Raw genomic sequence first — 14,464 nt, 5'->3', positions numbered from 1 at the left:
AGCTGTTTTCCACGATGGATTGTATAAAAAAACGCATTCTTAGTTTTTAAAATGGGATCAGCGGGTACAAGTAAGAGAGGTATATAAACTTTTTTTAAAGAGAGAATTGAGAGGAGTTGGGTTTTTGTGAAGAAGTTCATGTTACTTTTAGTATTGCCAATAATGTTGATAGGGGTGCTGTTTCACCCGTTAAGCCCTGAGGCGGCAGCGAATTTCTCGGTAACGGCAGTGATTCCAGAGAACCAAATAGATAAATCGAAAACCTATTTTGACTTGCGCATGAAGCCAGGCCAAAAGCAAGATTTAGAGGTTGTACTTAGAAATGATACAGATAAGGAGATTACAATCGAAACGAACGCAAACACGGCCGTGACGAATGACAACGGAATCGTGGATTATAGCCAGACCGATCCGAAGCTGGATAAATCCCTGAAAACACCGTTCTCCGCAATCGCTAAAACCGATGCAGAGGCTGTACTTCCCGCCAAAAGCAGTAAAACAATTAAGGTATCCGTGACGATGCCAGCAGAAAGCTTTGACGGCATTATTCTCGGAGGTCTGCAGTTCATCGAAAAAGAAGATCCTAACGCAAAAAATGAAGATGGCAAAGGCGTACAAATCAAGAATCGTTACGCGTATGTGGTTGGCGTGCAACTATCGGAAAACGATACGGTTGTAGAGCCTAACATGAAATTACACGAAATCAAACCCCAACAAATCAACTATCGTAATGTGGTGACGGCGAACTTACAAAATCCCGAAGCAACGATGATTAAACCACTGACGATCGATGCAAAAGTTTACAAATCAGGGGGCGATCAAGTTTTACATCAAGCCAAACGTGATAATCTTCGCATGGCACCAAATTCTAATTTTAACTACGCGATTGACTGGGAAAACCAGCCACTCAAAGCTGGAAAATACCGGCTGAAAATGGTCGCTACATCCGGCGATAAAACATGGAAATGGGATGAAGAATTCACCATTAAAGGTGACGATGCGAAGAAACTAAACGATACCGCCGTAGAACTTGAGAAAGACTATACGTGGTGGTACGTTGCAGGTGGAGCATTAGCGCTAATTCTACTTGTACTCCTAGCATTCTGGTTAGGAAAACGCTCGAAGAAAGACAAAGATAAAGAAGAATAAGTAGGGAATCTGGATAATGACGGGAGGTAAGTACCCGCGTTATCCAGATTTTTGTTGTAGGTCTTAAGAAGTGTCGTGCGCTGAGTTAGCATCTAGCTTCGCAGGCTAGATCTTCGGGGCTTTCACCCCCTCCGCAAAAATCAAAAGAGGATTTTTACTGCGGGGCCTCCAAGCACTGTCAGATCTGGACGAGCCTGCTTAGCTTTTCTGTGTGTCTAGCTTCGCAGGCTAGATCTTCGGAGCTTTCACCCCCTCCGCAAAAATCAAAAGAGGATTTTCACTGCGGGGCCTCCAAGCTCTGTCAGACCTAACGAGCCTGCTCAGCTTTTCTGTGTTAAAATAAACGTATCTCATAATCCAGAAAGGAATTTTAATATGACAAAAACAGTAGTTTTAGCAGAGAAGCCTTCTGTTGGGAAAGATATCGCGCGCGTTCTTGGCTGTAAACAGGGCAAGAACGGGTACTTGGAAGGCTCGAAATATATCGTTACTTGGGCGCTGGGGCACTTGATCACCCTCGCTGATCCAGAGAATTACGACGCCAAATATAAATCGTGGAACATGGAAGACCTGCCAATGCTCCCGCAAAAAATGAAGCTCGTCCCAATCAAGCAAACGCGTAAACAATACGAAACGGTAAAAAGCTTGATGACGCGTAAAGATGTAAGCGACATCGTGATTGCGACAGATGCTGGGCGCGAAGGTGAACTCGTGGCGCGCTGGATTATCGAGTACGCCAAAGTGAAGAAGCCAATTAAACGTTTATGGATCTCATCTGTGACGGACAAGGCGATTCGTGAAGGGTTCAGCAAGTTACAACCTGGCAAAGCCTACGAAAACCTCTATCGTTCGGCAGAAGCGCGTTCAGAGGCTGACTGGGTGGTTGGAATCAATGCCACACGAGCCTTAACGACGAAGTACAATGCCCAACTATCTTGTGGACGTGTGCAAACGCCGACGCTTGCGATGATTGCCGGGCGCGAAGAAGAAATTCGCCAATTTAAGCCGAAAGAATTTTATCAGTTGACCGCGGTGACGGAGCAAGGGAGTTTTGCTTGGAGCAAAGGCCAGACGTTCGACGAAGCCGAGGCTGAGAAGATTGCGCGGAGCTTGAACGGCAAGGAAGCCCTGATTACCGATGTAGCCGTGAAGGAGAAGAAAACACACGCGCCAGGTCTGTACGATTTGACCGAGCTGCAACGTGACGCCAACAAACGCTTTGATTTTTCCGCAAAAGAAACGCTGAACATTATGCAAACCCTTTACGAACGCCACAAAATTCTGACGTATCCACGTACCGATTCGCGTTTTATTTCGGATGATATCGTGCCAACGCTGAAGGAGCGCGTCGAGGCCTGTGGTATCGGCCCATACGCGAAACCTGCTCGTGCTGTGGCATCTAAGCCGATCAAGGCAAACAAATCATTTGTTGATAATAGCAAAGTAAGCGATCACCACGCGATTATCCCGACCGAAGAAACGCCGAGTCTATCCGACTTAAATGATCGCGAACGCAAAATTTATGACCTCGTTGTGAAGCGTTTCTTAGCCGTGTTATCTGCACCATTTGTGTATGAAGAAACCGCTGTACAAGCCAAAATTGGGGCTGAAACATTCGGTCTCAAAGGCAAAGTCGTGAAATCACTTGGTTGGAAAGCGGTTTACAATGAAGACAACGACACAGACACCGTGACAAAGCTGAAAAAAGGAGAGCAACTAAAAGTTCGCGACATCCAGATCCACACTGGCAAAACAAAGCCACCCGCTCGTTTCAATGAAGCAACACTACTTTCTGCGATGGAAAACCCAAGCTTATCTAGTGGTAAAAAAGATCTGGCGAAAACGCTCGGAGAAACCGGCGGGCTCGGTACCGTTGCGACACGCGCCGATATTATCGAGAAACTTTTCAACAGTTTTTCCCTAGAGAAGCAAGGCAAAGACATCATGATCACCTCCAAAGGCCGTCAGTTGCTCGACCTTGTTCCCGCTGATTTGAAATCACCAGAACTTACTGCAATTTGGGAGCAAAAGCTATCTAAAATCGCAAAAGGTCAGCTAGATAAAACGACATTTACGAATGAAATGCGCGACTACGCCAAAAAAGCCGTGACGGAAATCAAGCAAAATGATAAGAAATTCAAGCATGATAATATCACATCAACAAAATGTCCAGATTGCGGTAAACTAATGCTTAAAGTCAAAGGCAAGCGGGGCACGATGCTCGTGTGCCAAGACCGCGAATGTGGGCACCGTGAATCCGTTGCTAGAACAACAAACGCCCGCTGTCCAGTTTGCCATAAACGGATGGAATTGCGCGGAGAAGGCGATAAACAAATTTTCACGTGCTCCTGTGGTCATCGCGAAAAACTGTCAGCATTCAACGCTCGCCGAGGCAACGAAAAGAATAAAAACGTCTCGAAAAGCGAAGTTGCAAACTATATGAAGAAGCAAAATAAACAAGAAGAAGAGCCATTCAATAACCCAATGGCAGAAGCATTAGCGAAATTGAAGCTGAAGTAAGAATTGGATACACATCTAAACCTAGAAATGGGTTAGGATGTGTATTTTTTCATGCGCTTCTTTAAATTGGTAATGGACTAGATAATTAGATACAGTAGTAAATAGTTCTTTAGAGACTTGCGAAAGCGAACGTATGTTTGTATACTGTTATATATAGTGGTGGAGACAAGACATGGAAAATATCACCCAACCAATAAACAGGAGGCGATTGATCATGTCCTACACAGATCGAGGAATGAAGAAGTGGGGCGGCTTTATATTAAGTGAGCACACAGCACATATGGAGCAAGCGAACAAGACTCCAGAGTGGAAAGAAGCGATGAGTGAAGAACAAATTGAGTCCATTCTACAGCACGCAACTTCCCAGCGCGTCATGTTAGCAATTCAAGAATATCAAGCTATCGGTGTCGATGCACAGGCGGATATTATTGGGCAATTAATTGGGATAGAAGGCAACAGTATTTACATTCGAACGAGTACAGGAATCTCTGCTACGGAACTTGCGAATATTCGCCATATTGAGGAGAGGCGGCTTGAGAAATGGTTCAGTTAATAGACTATGATAGCGCCCCGAAACGCGATATTTTATGCATCGATGTAAAAAGCTTTTTTCGCGTCTGTTGAATGTGTTAAACGACGCTTAAACCCGTTAGAGGCTTATTTAGTTGTGATGAGTAATCAAGAAAATCAAGGAGGCTTAGTCCTTGCCGCAACACCGAGAATGAAAGATGCATTCAATATCAAAACAGGATCGAGACGCTATGAAATCCCAGAAGATTCGCGTATTGTGGTGGCGGAACCAAGGATGAAGCTTTATTTGCAAGTGAATGAAATGATTATCGCAATATTTAAGCGTTACGTGGCGCCAGAACACTTGCTGATTTATTCCATTGATGAGGCGATTTTAGACATATCGTATTCACATAGCCTATTTGGAGATACCATGACGATTGCGAAGCGGATTCAGCAAGATATTTTAACGGAATTGCGACTTTACGTCACTATCGGTATCGGCGATAATCCATTGCTAGCCAAAGTAGCATTAGATGTGGAAGCAAAACATCAACAAAGTGGAATAGCAGAGTGGCGCTACGCAGATGTTCCCAGCAAGTTATGGCGTGTGAAGCCAATGACAGAAATGTGGGGCATTGGCCGAAGAACAGAAGTACAATTGAATCGTTTGGGAATATATACAATATATGACTTAGCGCATACAGAACCCAACCTATTACGTCACGCGATGGGTCTCGTTGGCGAAGAGCTTTTTTATCATGCGAATGGTATTGACCACACGGATTTGGCAGAGAAGTACGTCCCATTGTCGAAAAGCTTTGGCAAGAGCCAGATATTAGAACGAGATTATTCAGATCATCTGGAAGTAGAGATTGTTATCCGTGAAATGGTGGAGGATATAGCAATGCGTTTGCGACGAGAGCAAGCTGAAACGGCTGTCGTTCATTTGTCGATCGGTTATAGCCGTTATAGCGTACTCAAAGGATTCGGAAATCAGATGAAAATTCATCCCACGGATAGTAGCAAGAAATTAATTGCTTATGTGCTTTATTTGTTTCGGAAGCATGTTGCGAATGAACCAATTCGAAGCCTATCTGTCCAATTGGGGAAGATCCGTTATAAAGAAGGAACCCAGTTAAACTTATTTGAAAGTGCCGTTCAAACTGTGAATCAAGAGCAATTGGAACGAACCATCGATAAAATCCGCGATCGTTACGGCTTCCAATCATTAATGCACGCAAGTAGCTTAGCGAGTGGGGCGACAGGGATGCGACGGGCAACTTTGGTTGGTGGGCATAAGGGTTGACTGGCTAAATCACACGAAATAATTCTACTTTTTAGCTATATTAGTCAATACTGTGAACCAACGGACAAATTTTTTTATTCTATTTAGATAAAGAAATGGCGCAAAACTAGCCTAAAAGTACAAAGCTTTCTTAGCATATTGGGTGTAAAATATAATTTGTGAATATAATCACAAATTCGAGAGGAGTTGCTATTAATGATATTTGCGAAAAAAGTACAAGATTATCAAAATCGTATTTTTGATGTAAATGAAATCAAGTCTTTCGATAATGCCCAAGCTAAGAAAAATATTTTTTATGAAACTGGACAAACAGTTGGAGCTGTATGGTGTTTAAAGCCTGGACAAGAACTCTATTTTCATTCTCACAAACAAGCGGATGATATTTGGATTTGCATCGATGGTGATTCAGGAACATACTATCCTGAATGTGGAGAATCGGTTGAAATCTCAAAAGGGATGGTGTGCGTAGCAAGACCAGGCGAGAAGCATGGCATGAAGAACACCGGAACAACAGACTTTGTATTTATTGGAATCGCAGGACCGGTACCATTGGATTTAATTTTGCATGAGCATGAATAGTGATAATTATATATAAAATAGGTGAATCAATGTTAAAGTCACCCGAAACGTGCTACTATGGACTTTGCACAAAGAAGGGGGACTATGACATGAACATCATTATTGCATTATTAGCAGGTTTGGTTGCATTTGCTGTCGGAGCTTTATGGTACACAGTACTTTTTGGCAAGGCCTGGATGAAAGCGGTGGGTCTAGATGAAGAAACCATTCAAAAAGGATCGCCGATAACACCGATGATTGTTACGCTTCTTGTAGAAATAGCAGTGGCTCTAGTTGTTAGCTTTATTTTAATTCATTTAGATTTGGATATCTATATTGGCGGTTTGTTAATTGCTGTAGCCGCGATTTTATCCGCAATCAAAAACTATGTATTCGAAATGAAGCCATTTAAGCTTATTCTGATTAATGAGAGCTATAAATTAGTTACGATTATGATTATGACTGCAAGTGTTGCGTTTTTTGGATGAAGTTTTAATAAAGTAGAGTATTTCTGATGCAAAATCGGGGATGCTCTGTTTTTTATTACGCGCTTTCCTTGACTCCGGCACAAGAATACGAAACAATAATATAGAGATAGCAATAGAAGGAGGTTGTTTCACGTGAAACATTACAAAATTAAGATTGAAAAAGATGTTCCAGCAAAAATGCGGGATGGTATAACATTGTATGCGGATGTTTATCGTCCAGATACGGACGGCGAATTTCCGGTTTTACTAACAAGACTTCCGTACAGTAAGATTTTTGGACTTCATTTTTTACGACCGGATGTGTTGGCGGAGAATGGATATATTGTTGTGGTTCAGGATGTACGCGGACGCTATACTTCTGAGGGGGAATTTGTTCCGTACATAAATGAGGCGAAAGATGGTTATGATACGGTGGAATGGGCTGCAAGACTACCGCAGGCAAACGGCAAGGTTGGCATGTTCGGCTTATCGTATTATGGATATACGCAACTGCTTGCAGCCATGGCCGAACCACCGAGTTTAAAGGTCATTGTACCAACGATGTCACAAAATAATATGACGGATGTCTTTAATGATCACGATGGTGCGCTAGAACTTGGTGCATGGTCGTCGTGGAGCATCGAATCGATCTTACCAGATATGATTACGCGACATATTACAGATACAGAAGAACGAGAAGCGGTAATGAAACAATTAGAGAAGGATTTGGACAACTTAGAGGAATGGTATAAATTTAAGCCGATCAATGCGTGGCCACCGATTAAAAATACTGGTGCTATGCCATATTTTACGGAAATTCTTGATTATCCGCTAGATCATCCACATTGGCAGGATACAAGTGTGAAGGACAATTATGATAAAGTAAAAACACCAGGCCTCCACATCGGGGGGTGGTATGATTGCTTCCTAGACAAAACGATTGCGAATTTTCTGGGGGGACATAGACAAGGCCTGGGAGATAAGCTTGTGATTGGGCCGTGGACGCATGGTAATTTTGTATCGATGATTGGGGATCGTGATTTTGGTGTTGCTGCAGGATCTTGGGGTGAGGCAAGTATGCATGCGCGCCACCTCGAGTGGTTTAACCACTGGCTAAAAGGGGAGCTACTACCTCATACAGCGCCAATTCAGATTTTCACAATGGGAATTAATAAATGGCAAGGCGCGAAGAATTGGCCGCTCGAAGACACGAATTTTACTCCGCTATATTTTCATAGTGATGGCAAGGCTAATACGCGAAATGGGGATGGTTTCGCAGATTTCAAACGACCTAAAATGGCAGAACCAAGCGATGTTTTTGCGTATGATCCTGAAAATCCAGTAGTGTCACATGGTGGTGGTACGCTGCACAAGGCGATCCAAGCCGACGGTCCGCGCGACCAACGAGATTTAGAGCTACGTGAAGATATTCTGTGTTATACAACGGCGCCGCTCACAGAAGAACTTGAAGTAACGGGACCTGTTGAAGTGGTTTTATGGGCAAAGACGGATGCAGTGAATACAGATTTCACGGCTAAGTTAATCGATGTTTTACCTGATGGAACGGCGTATAACCTGACAGAAGGGATTATTCGGGCTTCCAAACAACATGGTGCTAAGGTCCAAAATGGTTTACACAAATACACTATCAATCTTTGGTCAACGAGTAATGTGTTTCTAAAAGGGCACGCCATTCGTGTGGAAATATCATCAAGTAATTTTCCACGATTTGATGCAAATCCGAACACGGGTGCAAGCTTCATTGATACGACAGAAAGTGTTATTGCGAATCAGATGATTTTTCATGATGCAGAACATCCGTCCCACATCCTGCTACCGATAATTAAATGATTTTATGACTAAAGATGCTATGCGGGCTATTTAATTCATGATAGAATAGTGAGGTATCTCTAATTTTAAAGTACCTTTCAAGAAGCTAAGGGAGCTTGATCTTGAATGTTAAATAATAAAAAAACAAAGAGCATGAAGGAGCGGTAAGGTGAGAATTTTTTCAAAACTAGGGGTTGTCTTTTTAGCGGCAACTTTGGCAATGAGCAGTTTAGTACATGGACCTGTGACGGTGGACGCGGCAGTAGCGCCTCCAACAGTTAATGCAAATGCAGCAATCACGATTGAAGAGTCAACAGGCAAGATTTTATACGGAAAAAATCCAGATCAGCTCATGGGAATTGCATCAATGACGAAGATGATGGATGAATATCTGCTCTTAGAGGCAATCGGAAAAGGTAAGTTGAAATGGGATGACAAAGTCACGATTTCTGATTATGCCTATGAGGTTTCACAAGATCGGGCGCTTTCTAATGTACCACTAAGACGCGGTGAGCAGTATTCAGTAGAAGAACTTTACCAAGCAGTGGCGATTTACTCTGCAAATGGTGCGGCGATTGCGATTGCCGAGAAAATAGCTGGTTCAGAAGCGAAATTCGTCGATATGATGTCTAAAAAAGCCGATGAACTCAAGCTTGGTGCGCATAGATTTGTCAATGTGAGTGGTCTAACTAATTCGGATTTAAAAGGCCATCATCAAGTTGGTGCAATAACAGATGAAAACCAAATGACTGCTAGAGGTGTTGCGAAACTGGCTCAGGATCTCATTCAAGATTATCCAGAGGTACTTAAAACGTCTAGCATCGCCAAGAAAAAATTCCGCGAAGGCACAAGCGATCAGATCGATATGACTAACTGGAATTGGCTTTTGCCGGGTTTGATTTACGCACGAACAGGTGTTGATGGCCTAAAAACAGGAACGACCGATTACGCGGGACAATGTTTGACAGCGACTGCGGTTCAAGATGGCATGCGTGTTATTACGGTTATTATGCATGCGAATGGTGGCACAAGCGCGCATGATAAGACGCGTTTTAGTGAAACCAACAAGATGCTCGATTTCGCTTTTAATAATTTTAAAGTGATGGAAGTTCGTAAAGCAAATGCGGCAGTGAAAGATAAAATTAAGGTTAACAAAGGCAAAGAAGATAGCGTTAATCTAGTAACGAAGGACGCCGTGAAAACAGTCGTTCCTAAAGCAACAACTAAACCAAAGCTAGATGAAAAAGTAGCGTTAGATGAAAAAACATTAGATGCTCCAGTAAAAAAAGACACCAAAGTGGGCACGATGGCTGTCCAACTTAAAGATAGCGACACACTTGGCTATATAGATGGTAAGAAAGCCGAAACGATCAATGTCGTGACGAAAGATGACGTTGCAAAATCAAACTGGTTCATGCTAACACTTCAAAATATTGGTGATTTTTTCACTGGTATTTGGGACTATATAACAGATGGTGTCCAAGGTTGGTTTAACTAATATAGGAACGAAAAGCTAGATTCTGCATTCCGCGGAGTCTAGCTTTTTTGATGGATAAAATTATAGAGTTTCCGCCACAATTTCGACAAGTCTTATTAGTGTTTTTTGCCTTGGTTCTACTAACTTAATCCATAAAATCAAACGTATAATAATTTACTATTACTAAGAAGTGAGTCGGATAGAGTAACAATAATTATAAACGACTCAAATTGTATTGATGTTAAATGAAGTCTACTATATACTAACTCTAAACGAGTCGAAATACACAAAAAAGGTGACGGTCACATGAAATTAAAAAAATATATCCCGCTAGAGCTTGTAGCATATTTAAATCTCATTAAGAGTAGAAGGCGATTCCCGAATAATAATATTAATTCAGGTCAGATTGGCGCGAATGTTCGTCTTGGGAAAGAGTGCTGGATCAACAGAGACGTTATCATTGGTGACAATGTTGTCATGGGTGATTACTCTTATGTGAATCGCGGGACGATTATTGCTTCTGGGAAAATCGGTAAATACTGTTCTATCGCAGCGCATTGTCAGATCGGTTTGGATGAACATCCGAGCCATTTTTTCTCGACATCACCGTTTACGTACGATCAACAAGCATGGGATACATTCCAAAATCCGCCAATTATCGATCATGATGTATGGATTGGTGTAAACGTCATCGTTATGCAAGGTGTACACATTGGGACTGGCGCGATACTCGCCGCGGGAGCCGTAGTGACGAAAGATGTTCCTCCATACATGATCGTTGGAGGCGTCCCAGCCAAAATAATCAAGCCACGATTTGAGGCGGAAGTCATTGATAAACTTTTGCGGGAAGCTTGGTGGGACAATCTAGAACCCCGCTAAAGAAAGGAGAATTCTATGCAAAATCGGAATGGAATCCAGAAAAAAAGCCTGCTCATTTCCTTCCTTTTCCTAAGCGTCATTACCCCGTTTTTCCCTGCGTTAATCGGTGTATTAGTCATCATCATAGTGCTGTATTCCATAAGGGATATCCCATTCCAACGCATCAATTATTATCTCTTCATAGGTGTTGTTATCAGTGGATTTTTCGGCCCATATTTGGCATTACCAGAGTTTCCGAGCATATTTCTTTTCCGAGTTTTGATTATCCTGCACATGCTATGTTTTCTACTGGAAAAAAAGGATTTTAACAAGTTAGGAAGGGTCAAAATTCCACTACTTTTATTCGCTATTTGGATTTTATATTCTATCATGAGTTTACTATGGACTTCTGCGCCAGCACTTAGCTTAACTGCGATTTACTATCAAATCGAATCGTTCTATCTTATCCTCGCGTTTGTCTACTACATCGATAATTTTGCAAAGTTAAAACAAGTGGTTATATGGATGGTGGGTATTTATGTACTTACTATTTTTATTGGCTTAGGTGAAAGTTTCACTGGTCATCACTTGAAATATTCTGCGGGAAATATTTTATCATACGGTGATACAAGACCGACTGGGCTACTTGTTAACACCAATGATTACAGCTCGTATCTGGCCTTTTATGTCCCATTTTTGATGCTTTGTCTATTCCAGAAAAGGTCTGGATTAAAAACGTGTATTGGCATCGGAGCGTTGATGGCACTAACTTTTCTCATTCTACAAACGGAATCGAGATCAGGCCTCGTCGCTTTTGCTGTCGTTGTAGTTTTAACATTATACAAGCTATTTGCGCATAAAGTCTTATTCTTCTTTGGTGTATTCATGACTGCATTTGCGAGTCTCACGTTATTTTTAGTCAAAAATAGTGCCCAAGTGAACGAATATTTTCATGGCAAAGTAAATTCCACGAATCAACGCATATTCATTTACGAAACCATATGGCGATTATGCCAAGAACATCATTATTTGGGCGTCGGGATTGGCGTCACCCCGAAATTCGTATTTACAGCGTTGTACGGCACGGCGAATATTCCTCTGGGCATGCAACAAACGATGAGCGCGCACAATTTATGGCTATCGAATCTATCTGATGTGGGTCTTCTTGGGATTTTTCCATTCATTTTGTGTTTCTTGTGGTTTTTAATCCACGCAATGAAAGTGTATGTGGCAAATCAAGGCCTACTTTCCGCTACCCCACTATGTATTCTAATTGCATTTATGGCAATCTCGGTCGGAAGCAGCAGCATTTTTGAGATGCGCGTAGTTTGGCTTGGAATGGGATTGGCGCTAACCATCATCCACTTACTAACAAAAGAGAGGGAGAAAAAATATGAGCAAGCAACTTAAGGTTTTAGCAGTTGGAGCAGGTTGGCGAGGATCCAATAGCAAATCGCTTTTCAACGGCTTTATCAAAAATGGATGTGATGTCCATATTATTGAGACAGATGGCTATTTTTACAACTATTCTATTCCAGAACGGCTCTACATGCGCGTTCGTAAGTTGCCACTAAAGGCTAAGTTTCAAAAATTTAATACGACCATTGCCCGCATGATCGACGCGTATCAACCGGATATTCTTTTTGTTGTCAAAGGTCTGTGGATCACCGAAGAGGTTGTTCAATATGCGAAGATGAAGGGCATTACAACGATACATTTCCATCCGGATTTTCTGTTCGATGATCGATATCATACGTCTACGATTCTCAATCAGGCTATTTCTTCCTATGATCTCGTGGTAACTGCGAAAACAACAGAGGTTGAGAAATACAAACAATACGGGTGCAGCAAGGTACATTTTATGAAGTATGCATATGACCCAGATATACATTATCCTGTCCAATTAAGCGTGCAAGAAAAGATAAATTTTCAAACTGATGTTGCTTTTGTTGGCAGAATGGAGCCGTTCAGGGCAGATGCGCTAAATAGGATTGCTATGCAAGGCTACGATTTAAAAGTATGGGGAACGAAGTGGGACAAGATTCCCAAAAACGATGTACTAAATAGGTATTGTGAAGGCCGCCCTATTTTTTGTGAGGAAATGGCGAAAGTGTTTCAAGGAGCTAAAATTTCGGTAGGGTTTCTGACACAATTATCAGCAGAACAACATACGGCTAGGACTTTTGAGATCCCAGCATGCCAAGGCTTTTTCTTAGGCACGCGAACCGAGGAGCATATGGATATTTTCCAACCTGGTGTCGAAGCGGATTTCTTTACGACTTCGGAAGAACTGCTTGAAAAAGTGGCATTCTACACTCAACGTGATGAAATAAGGCAGCAAATTACCCAAAAAGGATATGAAAAAGTGATCAAAATGAACGCGACCTATGAAGCACGCGTGAAAGAGATTATCGAGGTGGTTCGAAAAGAAATAAATTATGTAATGTAGGACTTGGAATGGGTTTGTAGTTTTTTAAATCTATTTTAAGACATAAAAAAACCAGCGTGGGAAAAGGGGGGAAACCACGTTGGTCAAAAAGGGAGTTTGGGATTTTCATTCTCAGGGAAGAAAGAAAATTTAATTTGTTAACTTATAAATTTAGTATAACGGTTGTCAGAGAGATTTAGCTGTGATCTAGATTAGAGTTTGGTGAAAAAAATAAGCTTGACGCTCGCTGTATGTTTGCGAACGCCGAGCTCTGTTTTATTTTTCTTTTGCGCCGTTTTCTACATAACTCATGTCATTGACGTCGCTAATCGTGAATTTGCCGTCTTTGTACTCGATTTTGGTGACACTAGCATTTTTCAAGCCACCTTCTGGTAATTTGTAACCTGGAGAGATGGTGTCAAGCAGGGCGCCAATGCTTAGGCCGTGCGATACAAGTAGAACGTTGTGATCGCCTTTTTTGCTTTCTTTTTTCGCCACTTCCGTAATACCATCATTCAGACGTGCAGTAATTGTCGCATAATCTTCGGCAGGCCAGTTCGTGCCTTCTTTTACGCGATCTTTATCAAGCGCCGCCACACTGTTCGCGAAATCTTTTGGTGAGATGCCTTCACTTTGCCATTGCTCTAATGTTTTACCCTGACTCTTCGCGATATCAGTCCACATCGTATGATTCAAATCTCCTTCGTATGTCCCAAAATTAAATTCGCGGAAACGTGGATCAGTCTTCAATTTGACACCATCTGATTTCTGGTTTTCTTTCAAAATAATATCCGCGGTTTGGATTGCCCGTCCGCTGTCGCTGCTGTATGCTGAGCCAAATTTGATGTCTTTCAAACCTTTACCGGCATCTGTGACAACTTTCTCACCAGCAGGCGTCAGCACAGCGTCAGACCAACCTTGGACGCGATCTGTCGTATTAAGCATTGTTTTTCCATGTCTCACAACGTAAAAAGTAACCGTCCCATCTTTTGCCGTGGTGTCCTTGTCCTTAGCATCTGTACCGGTGTTACTGCAGCCAACTACTAACAACAAACTACAAACTAGTATTAAAACTTTAAACATCTGCTTTTTCATCTTTTTGCTCCTTTTGTTAAAATTTTATCTCGACAGCTTGAGGGAAACTGTTGAAAACTAAATAGTGGTCAAAAAAATAACCCAAACAGGTTTCAGCGGTTGCGTAAAAAAGCCACAACTTCGAAATCTGTCTAGGTTAAGCCCGACTAAACGGTAACAATCCTTAGAAAGAAACTAACGTATAATTTGGATAAGTTTAATATACCATGTTTTGTAATCGTTTACAAGAGATTTTGAGGGAATTTTAGACACACAAAAAACCA

General features: G+C 41.9%; 11 protein-coding genes and 1 pseudogene. 11 read left to right on the top strand and 1 reads right to left on the bottom strand.

The window, feature by feature from the left end:
* The first annotated feature begins 138 nt into the window (after window positions 1-138).
* The 11 genes and pseudogenes from HCJ54_RS08325 (at window position 139) to HCJ54_RS08275 (ending at window position 13,127) form a co-directional block, all read left to right on the top strand.
* Window positions 139-1,149: a WxLIP family cell surface protein gene (locus HCJ54_RS08325; RefSeq protein WP_187137422.1), complete on the top strand. Its 1,011-nt coding sequence runs from the start codon at window positions 139-141 to the stop codon at window positions 1,147-1,149.
* Window positions 1,150-1,524: 375 nt separating this feature from the next.
* The gene (locus HCJ54_RS08320; protein ID WP_185411617.1) at window positions 1,525-3,669 is read left to right on the top strand and encodes a DNA topoisomerase III; all 2,145 of its coding nucleotides are present in this window, start codon (window positions 1,525-1,527) and stop codon (window positions 3,667-3,669) included.
* A gap of 214 nt (window positions 3,670-3,883) precedes the next feature.
* A complete protein-coding gene (locus HCJ54_RS08315; RefSeq protein WP_036066479.1) occupies window positions 3,884-4,222 on the top strand; it encodes a hypothetical protein in 339 nt (112 codons plus the stop codon).
* Window positions 4,210-5,488, top strand: a pseudogene (locus tag HCJ54_RS08310) (Y-family DNA polymerase). The gene HCJ54_RS08315 and the pseudogene HCJ54_RS08310 overlap by 13 nt, the downstream one beginning before the upstream one ends.
* 195 nt (window positions 5,489-5,683) lie before the next feature.
* Window positions 5,684-6,067: a cupin domain-containing protein gene (locus HCJ54_RS08305; protein WP_185411618.1), complete on the top strand. Its 384-nt coding sequence runs from the start codon at window positions 5,684-5,686 to the stop codon at window positions 6,065-6,067.
* An 89-nt stretch (window positions 6,068-6,156) separates the two neighbouring features.
* Window positions 6,157-6,534, top strand: coding sequence for a DUF1761 domain-containing protein (locus HCJ54_RS08300; RefSeq protein ID WP_187137310.1), 378 nt, complete (start codon window positions 6,157-6,159; stop codon window positions 6,532-6,534).
* 132 nt (window positions 6,535-6,666) lie between these two features.
* Window positions 6,667-8,364, top strand: a complete 1,698-nt coding sequence (locus HCJ54_RS08295) for a CocE/NonD family hydrolase (RefSeq protein ID WP_187137309.1) — start codon at window positions 6,667-6,669, stop codon at window positions 8,362-8,364.
* Between the two features lie 199 nt (window positions 8,365-8,563).
* Window positions 8,564-9,841 (top strand): D-alanyl-D-alanine carboxypeptidase PBPD1, encoded by a 1,278-nt coding sequence (gene pbpD1 / locus HCJ54_RS08290; protein WP_187137421.1) that lies wholly within the window; start codon window positions 8,564-8,566, stop codon window positions 9,839-9,841.
* 285 nt (window positions 9,842-10,126) lie between these two features.
* Window positions 10,127-10,699, top strand: a complete 573-nt coding sequence (locus HCJ54_RS08285; RefSeq protein WP_187137308.1) for a xenobiotic acyltransferase family protein — start codon at window positions 10,127-10,129, stop codon at window positions 10,697-10,699.
* Window positions 10,700-11,068: 369 nt separating this feature from the next.
* Entirely contained in the window at window positions 11,069-12,088 is a 1,020-nt protein-coding gene (locus tag HCJ54_RS08280; RefSeq protein ID WP_187137307.1) for an O-antigen ligase family protein, read from the top strand.
* A complete protein-coding gene (locus HCJ54_RS08275) occupies window positions 12,072-13,127 on the top strand; it encodes a CgeB family protein (protein ID WP_187137306.1) in 1,056 nt (351 codons plus the stop codon). Before HCJ54_RS08280 ends, HCJ54_RS08275 begins: the two co-directional genes overlap by 17 nt.
* A 255-nt stretch (window positions 13,128-13,382) precedes the next feature.
* Here the strand turns inward: HCJ54_RS08275 and HCJ54_RS08270 are convergent, their stop codons facing one another.
* Window positions 13,383-14,201: a histidine phosphatase family protein gene (locus HCJ54_RS08270; RefSeq protein WP_187137305.1), complete on the bottom strand. Its 819-nt coding sequence runs from the start codon at window positions 14,199-14,201 to the stop codon at window positions 13,383-13,385.
* Window positions 14,202-14,464: the final 263 nt, after the last annotated feature.

This window comes from Listeria grandensis, assembly GCF_014322885.1.
In the GTDB taxonomy this organism is placed as follows: domain Bacteria; phylum Bacillota; class Bacilli; order Lactobacillales; family Listeriaceae; genus Listeria_A; species Listeria_A grandensis.
Note: the sequence above shows the minus strand (reverse complement) of the source record. Positions and strands in the feature narration are given on the sequence as shown.

What these genes read in the sequence shown, in the direction of transcription:
- HCJ54_RS08320 (WP_185411617.1), top strand. Translation starts at nt 1,525, where the DNA reads ATGACAAAAACAGTAGTTTTAGCAGAGAAGCCTTCTGTTGGGAAAGAT.
- HCJ54_RS08280 (WP_187137307.1), top strand. Translation starts at nt 11,069, where the DNA reads ATGAGTTTACTATGGACTTCTGCGCCAGCACTTAGCTTAACTGCGATT.
- HCJ54_RS08270 (WP_187137305.1), bottom strand. Translation starts at nt 14,201, where the DNA reads ATGAAAAAGCAGATGTTTAAAGTTTTAATACTAGTTTGTAGTTTGTTG.
- HCJ54_RS08275 (WP_187137306.1), top strand. Translation starts at nt 12,072, where the DNA reads ATGAGCAAGCAACTTAAGGTTTTAGCAGTTGGAGCAGGTTGGCGAGGA.
- HCJ54_RS08315 (WP_036066479.1), top strand. Translation starts at nt 3,884, where the DNA reads ATGTCCTACACAGATCGAGGAATGAAGAAGTGGGGCGGCTTTATATTA.
- HCJ54_RS08285 (WP_187137308.1), top strand. Translation starts at nt 10,127, where the DNA reads ATGAAATTAAAAAAATATATCCCGCTAGAGCTTGTAGCATATTTAAAT.
- HCJ54_RS08325 (WP_187137422.1), top strand. Translation starts at nt 139, where the DNA reads ATGTTACTTTTAGTATTGCCAATAATGTTGATAGGGGTGCTGTTTCAC.
- HCJ54_RS08305 (WP_185411618.1), top strand. Translation starts at nt 5,684, where the DNA reads ATGATATTTGCGAAAAAAGTACAAGATTATCAAAATCGTATTTTTGAT.
- HCJ54_RS08300 (WP_187137310.1), top strand. Translation starts at nt 6,157, where the DNA reads ATGAACATCATTATTGCATTATTAGCAGGTTTGGTTGCATTTGCTGTC.
- pbpD1 (WP_187137421.1), top strand. Translation starts at nt 8,564, where the DNA reads ATGAGCAGTTTAGTACATGGACCTGTGACGGTGGACGCGGCAGTAGCG.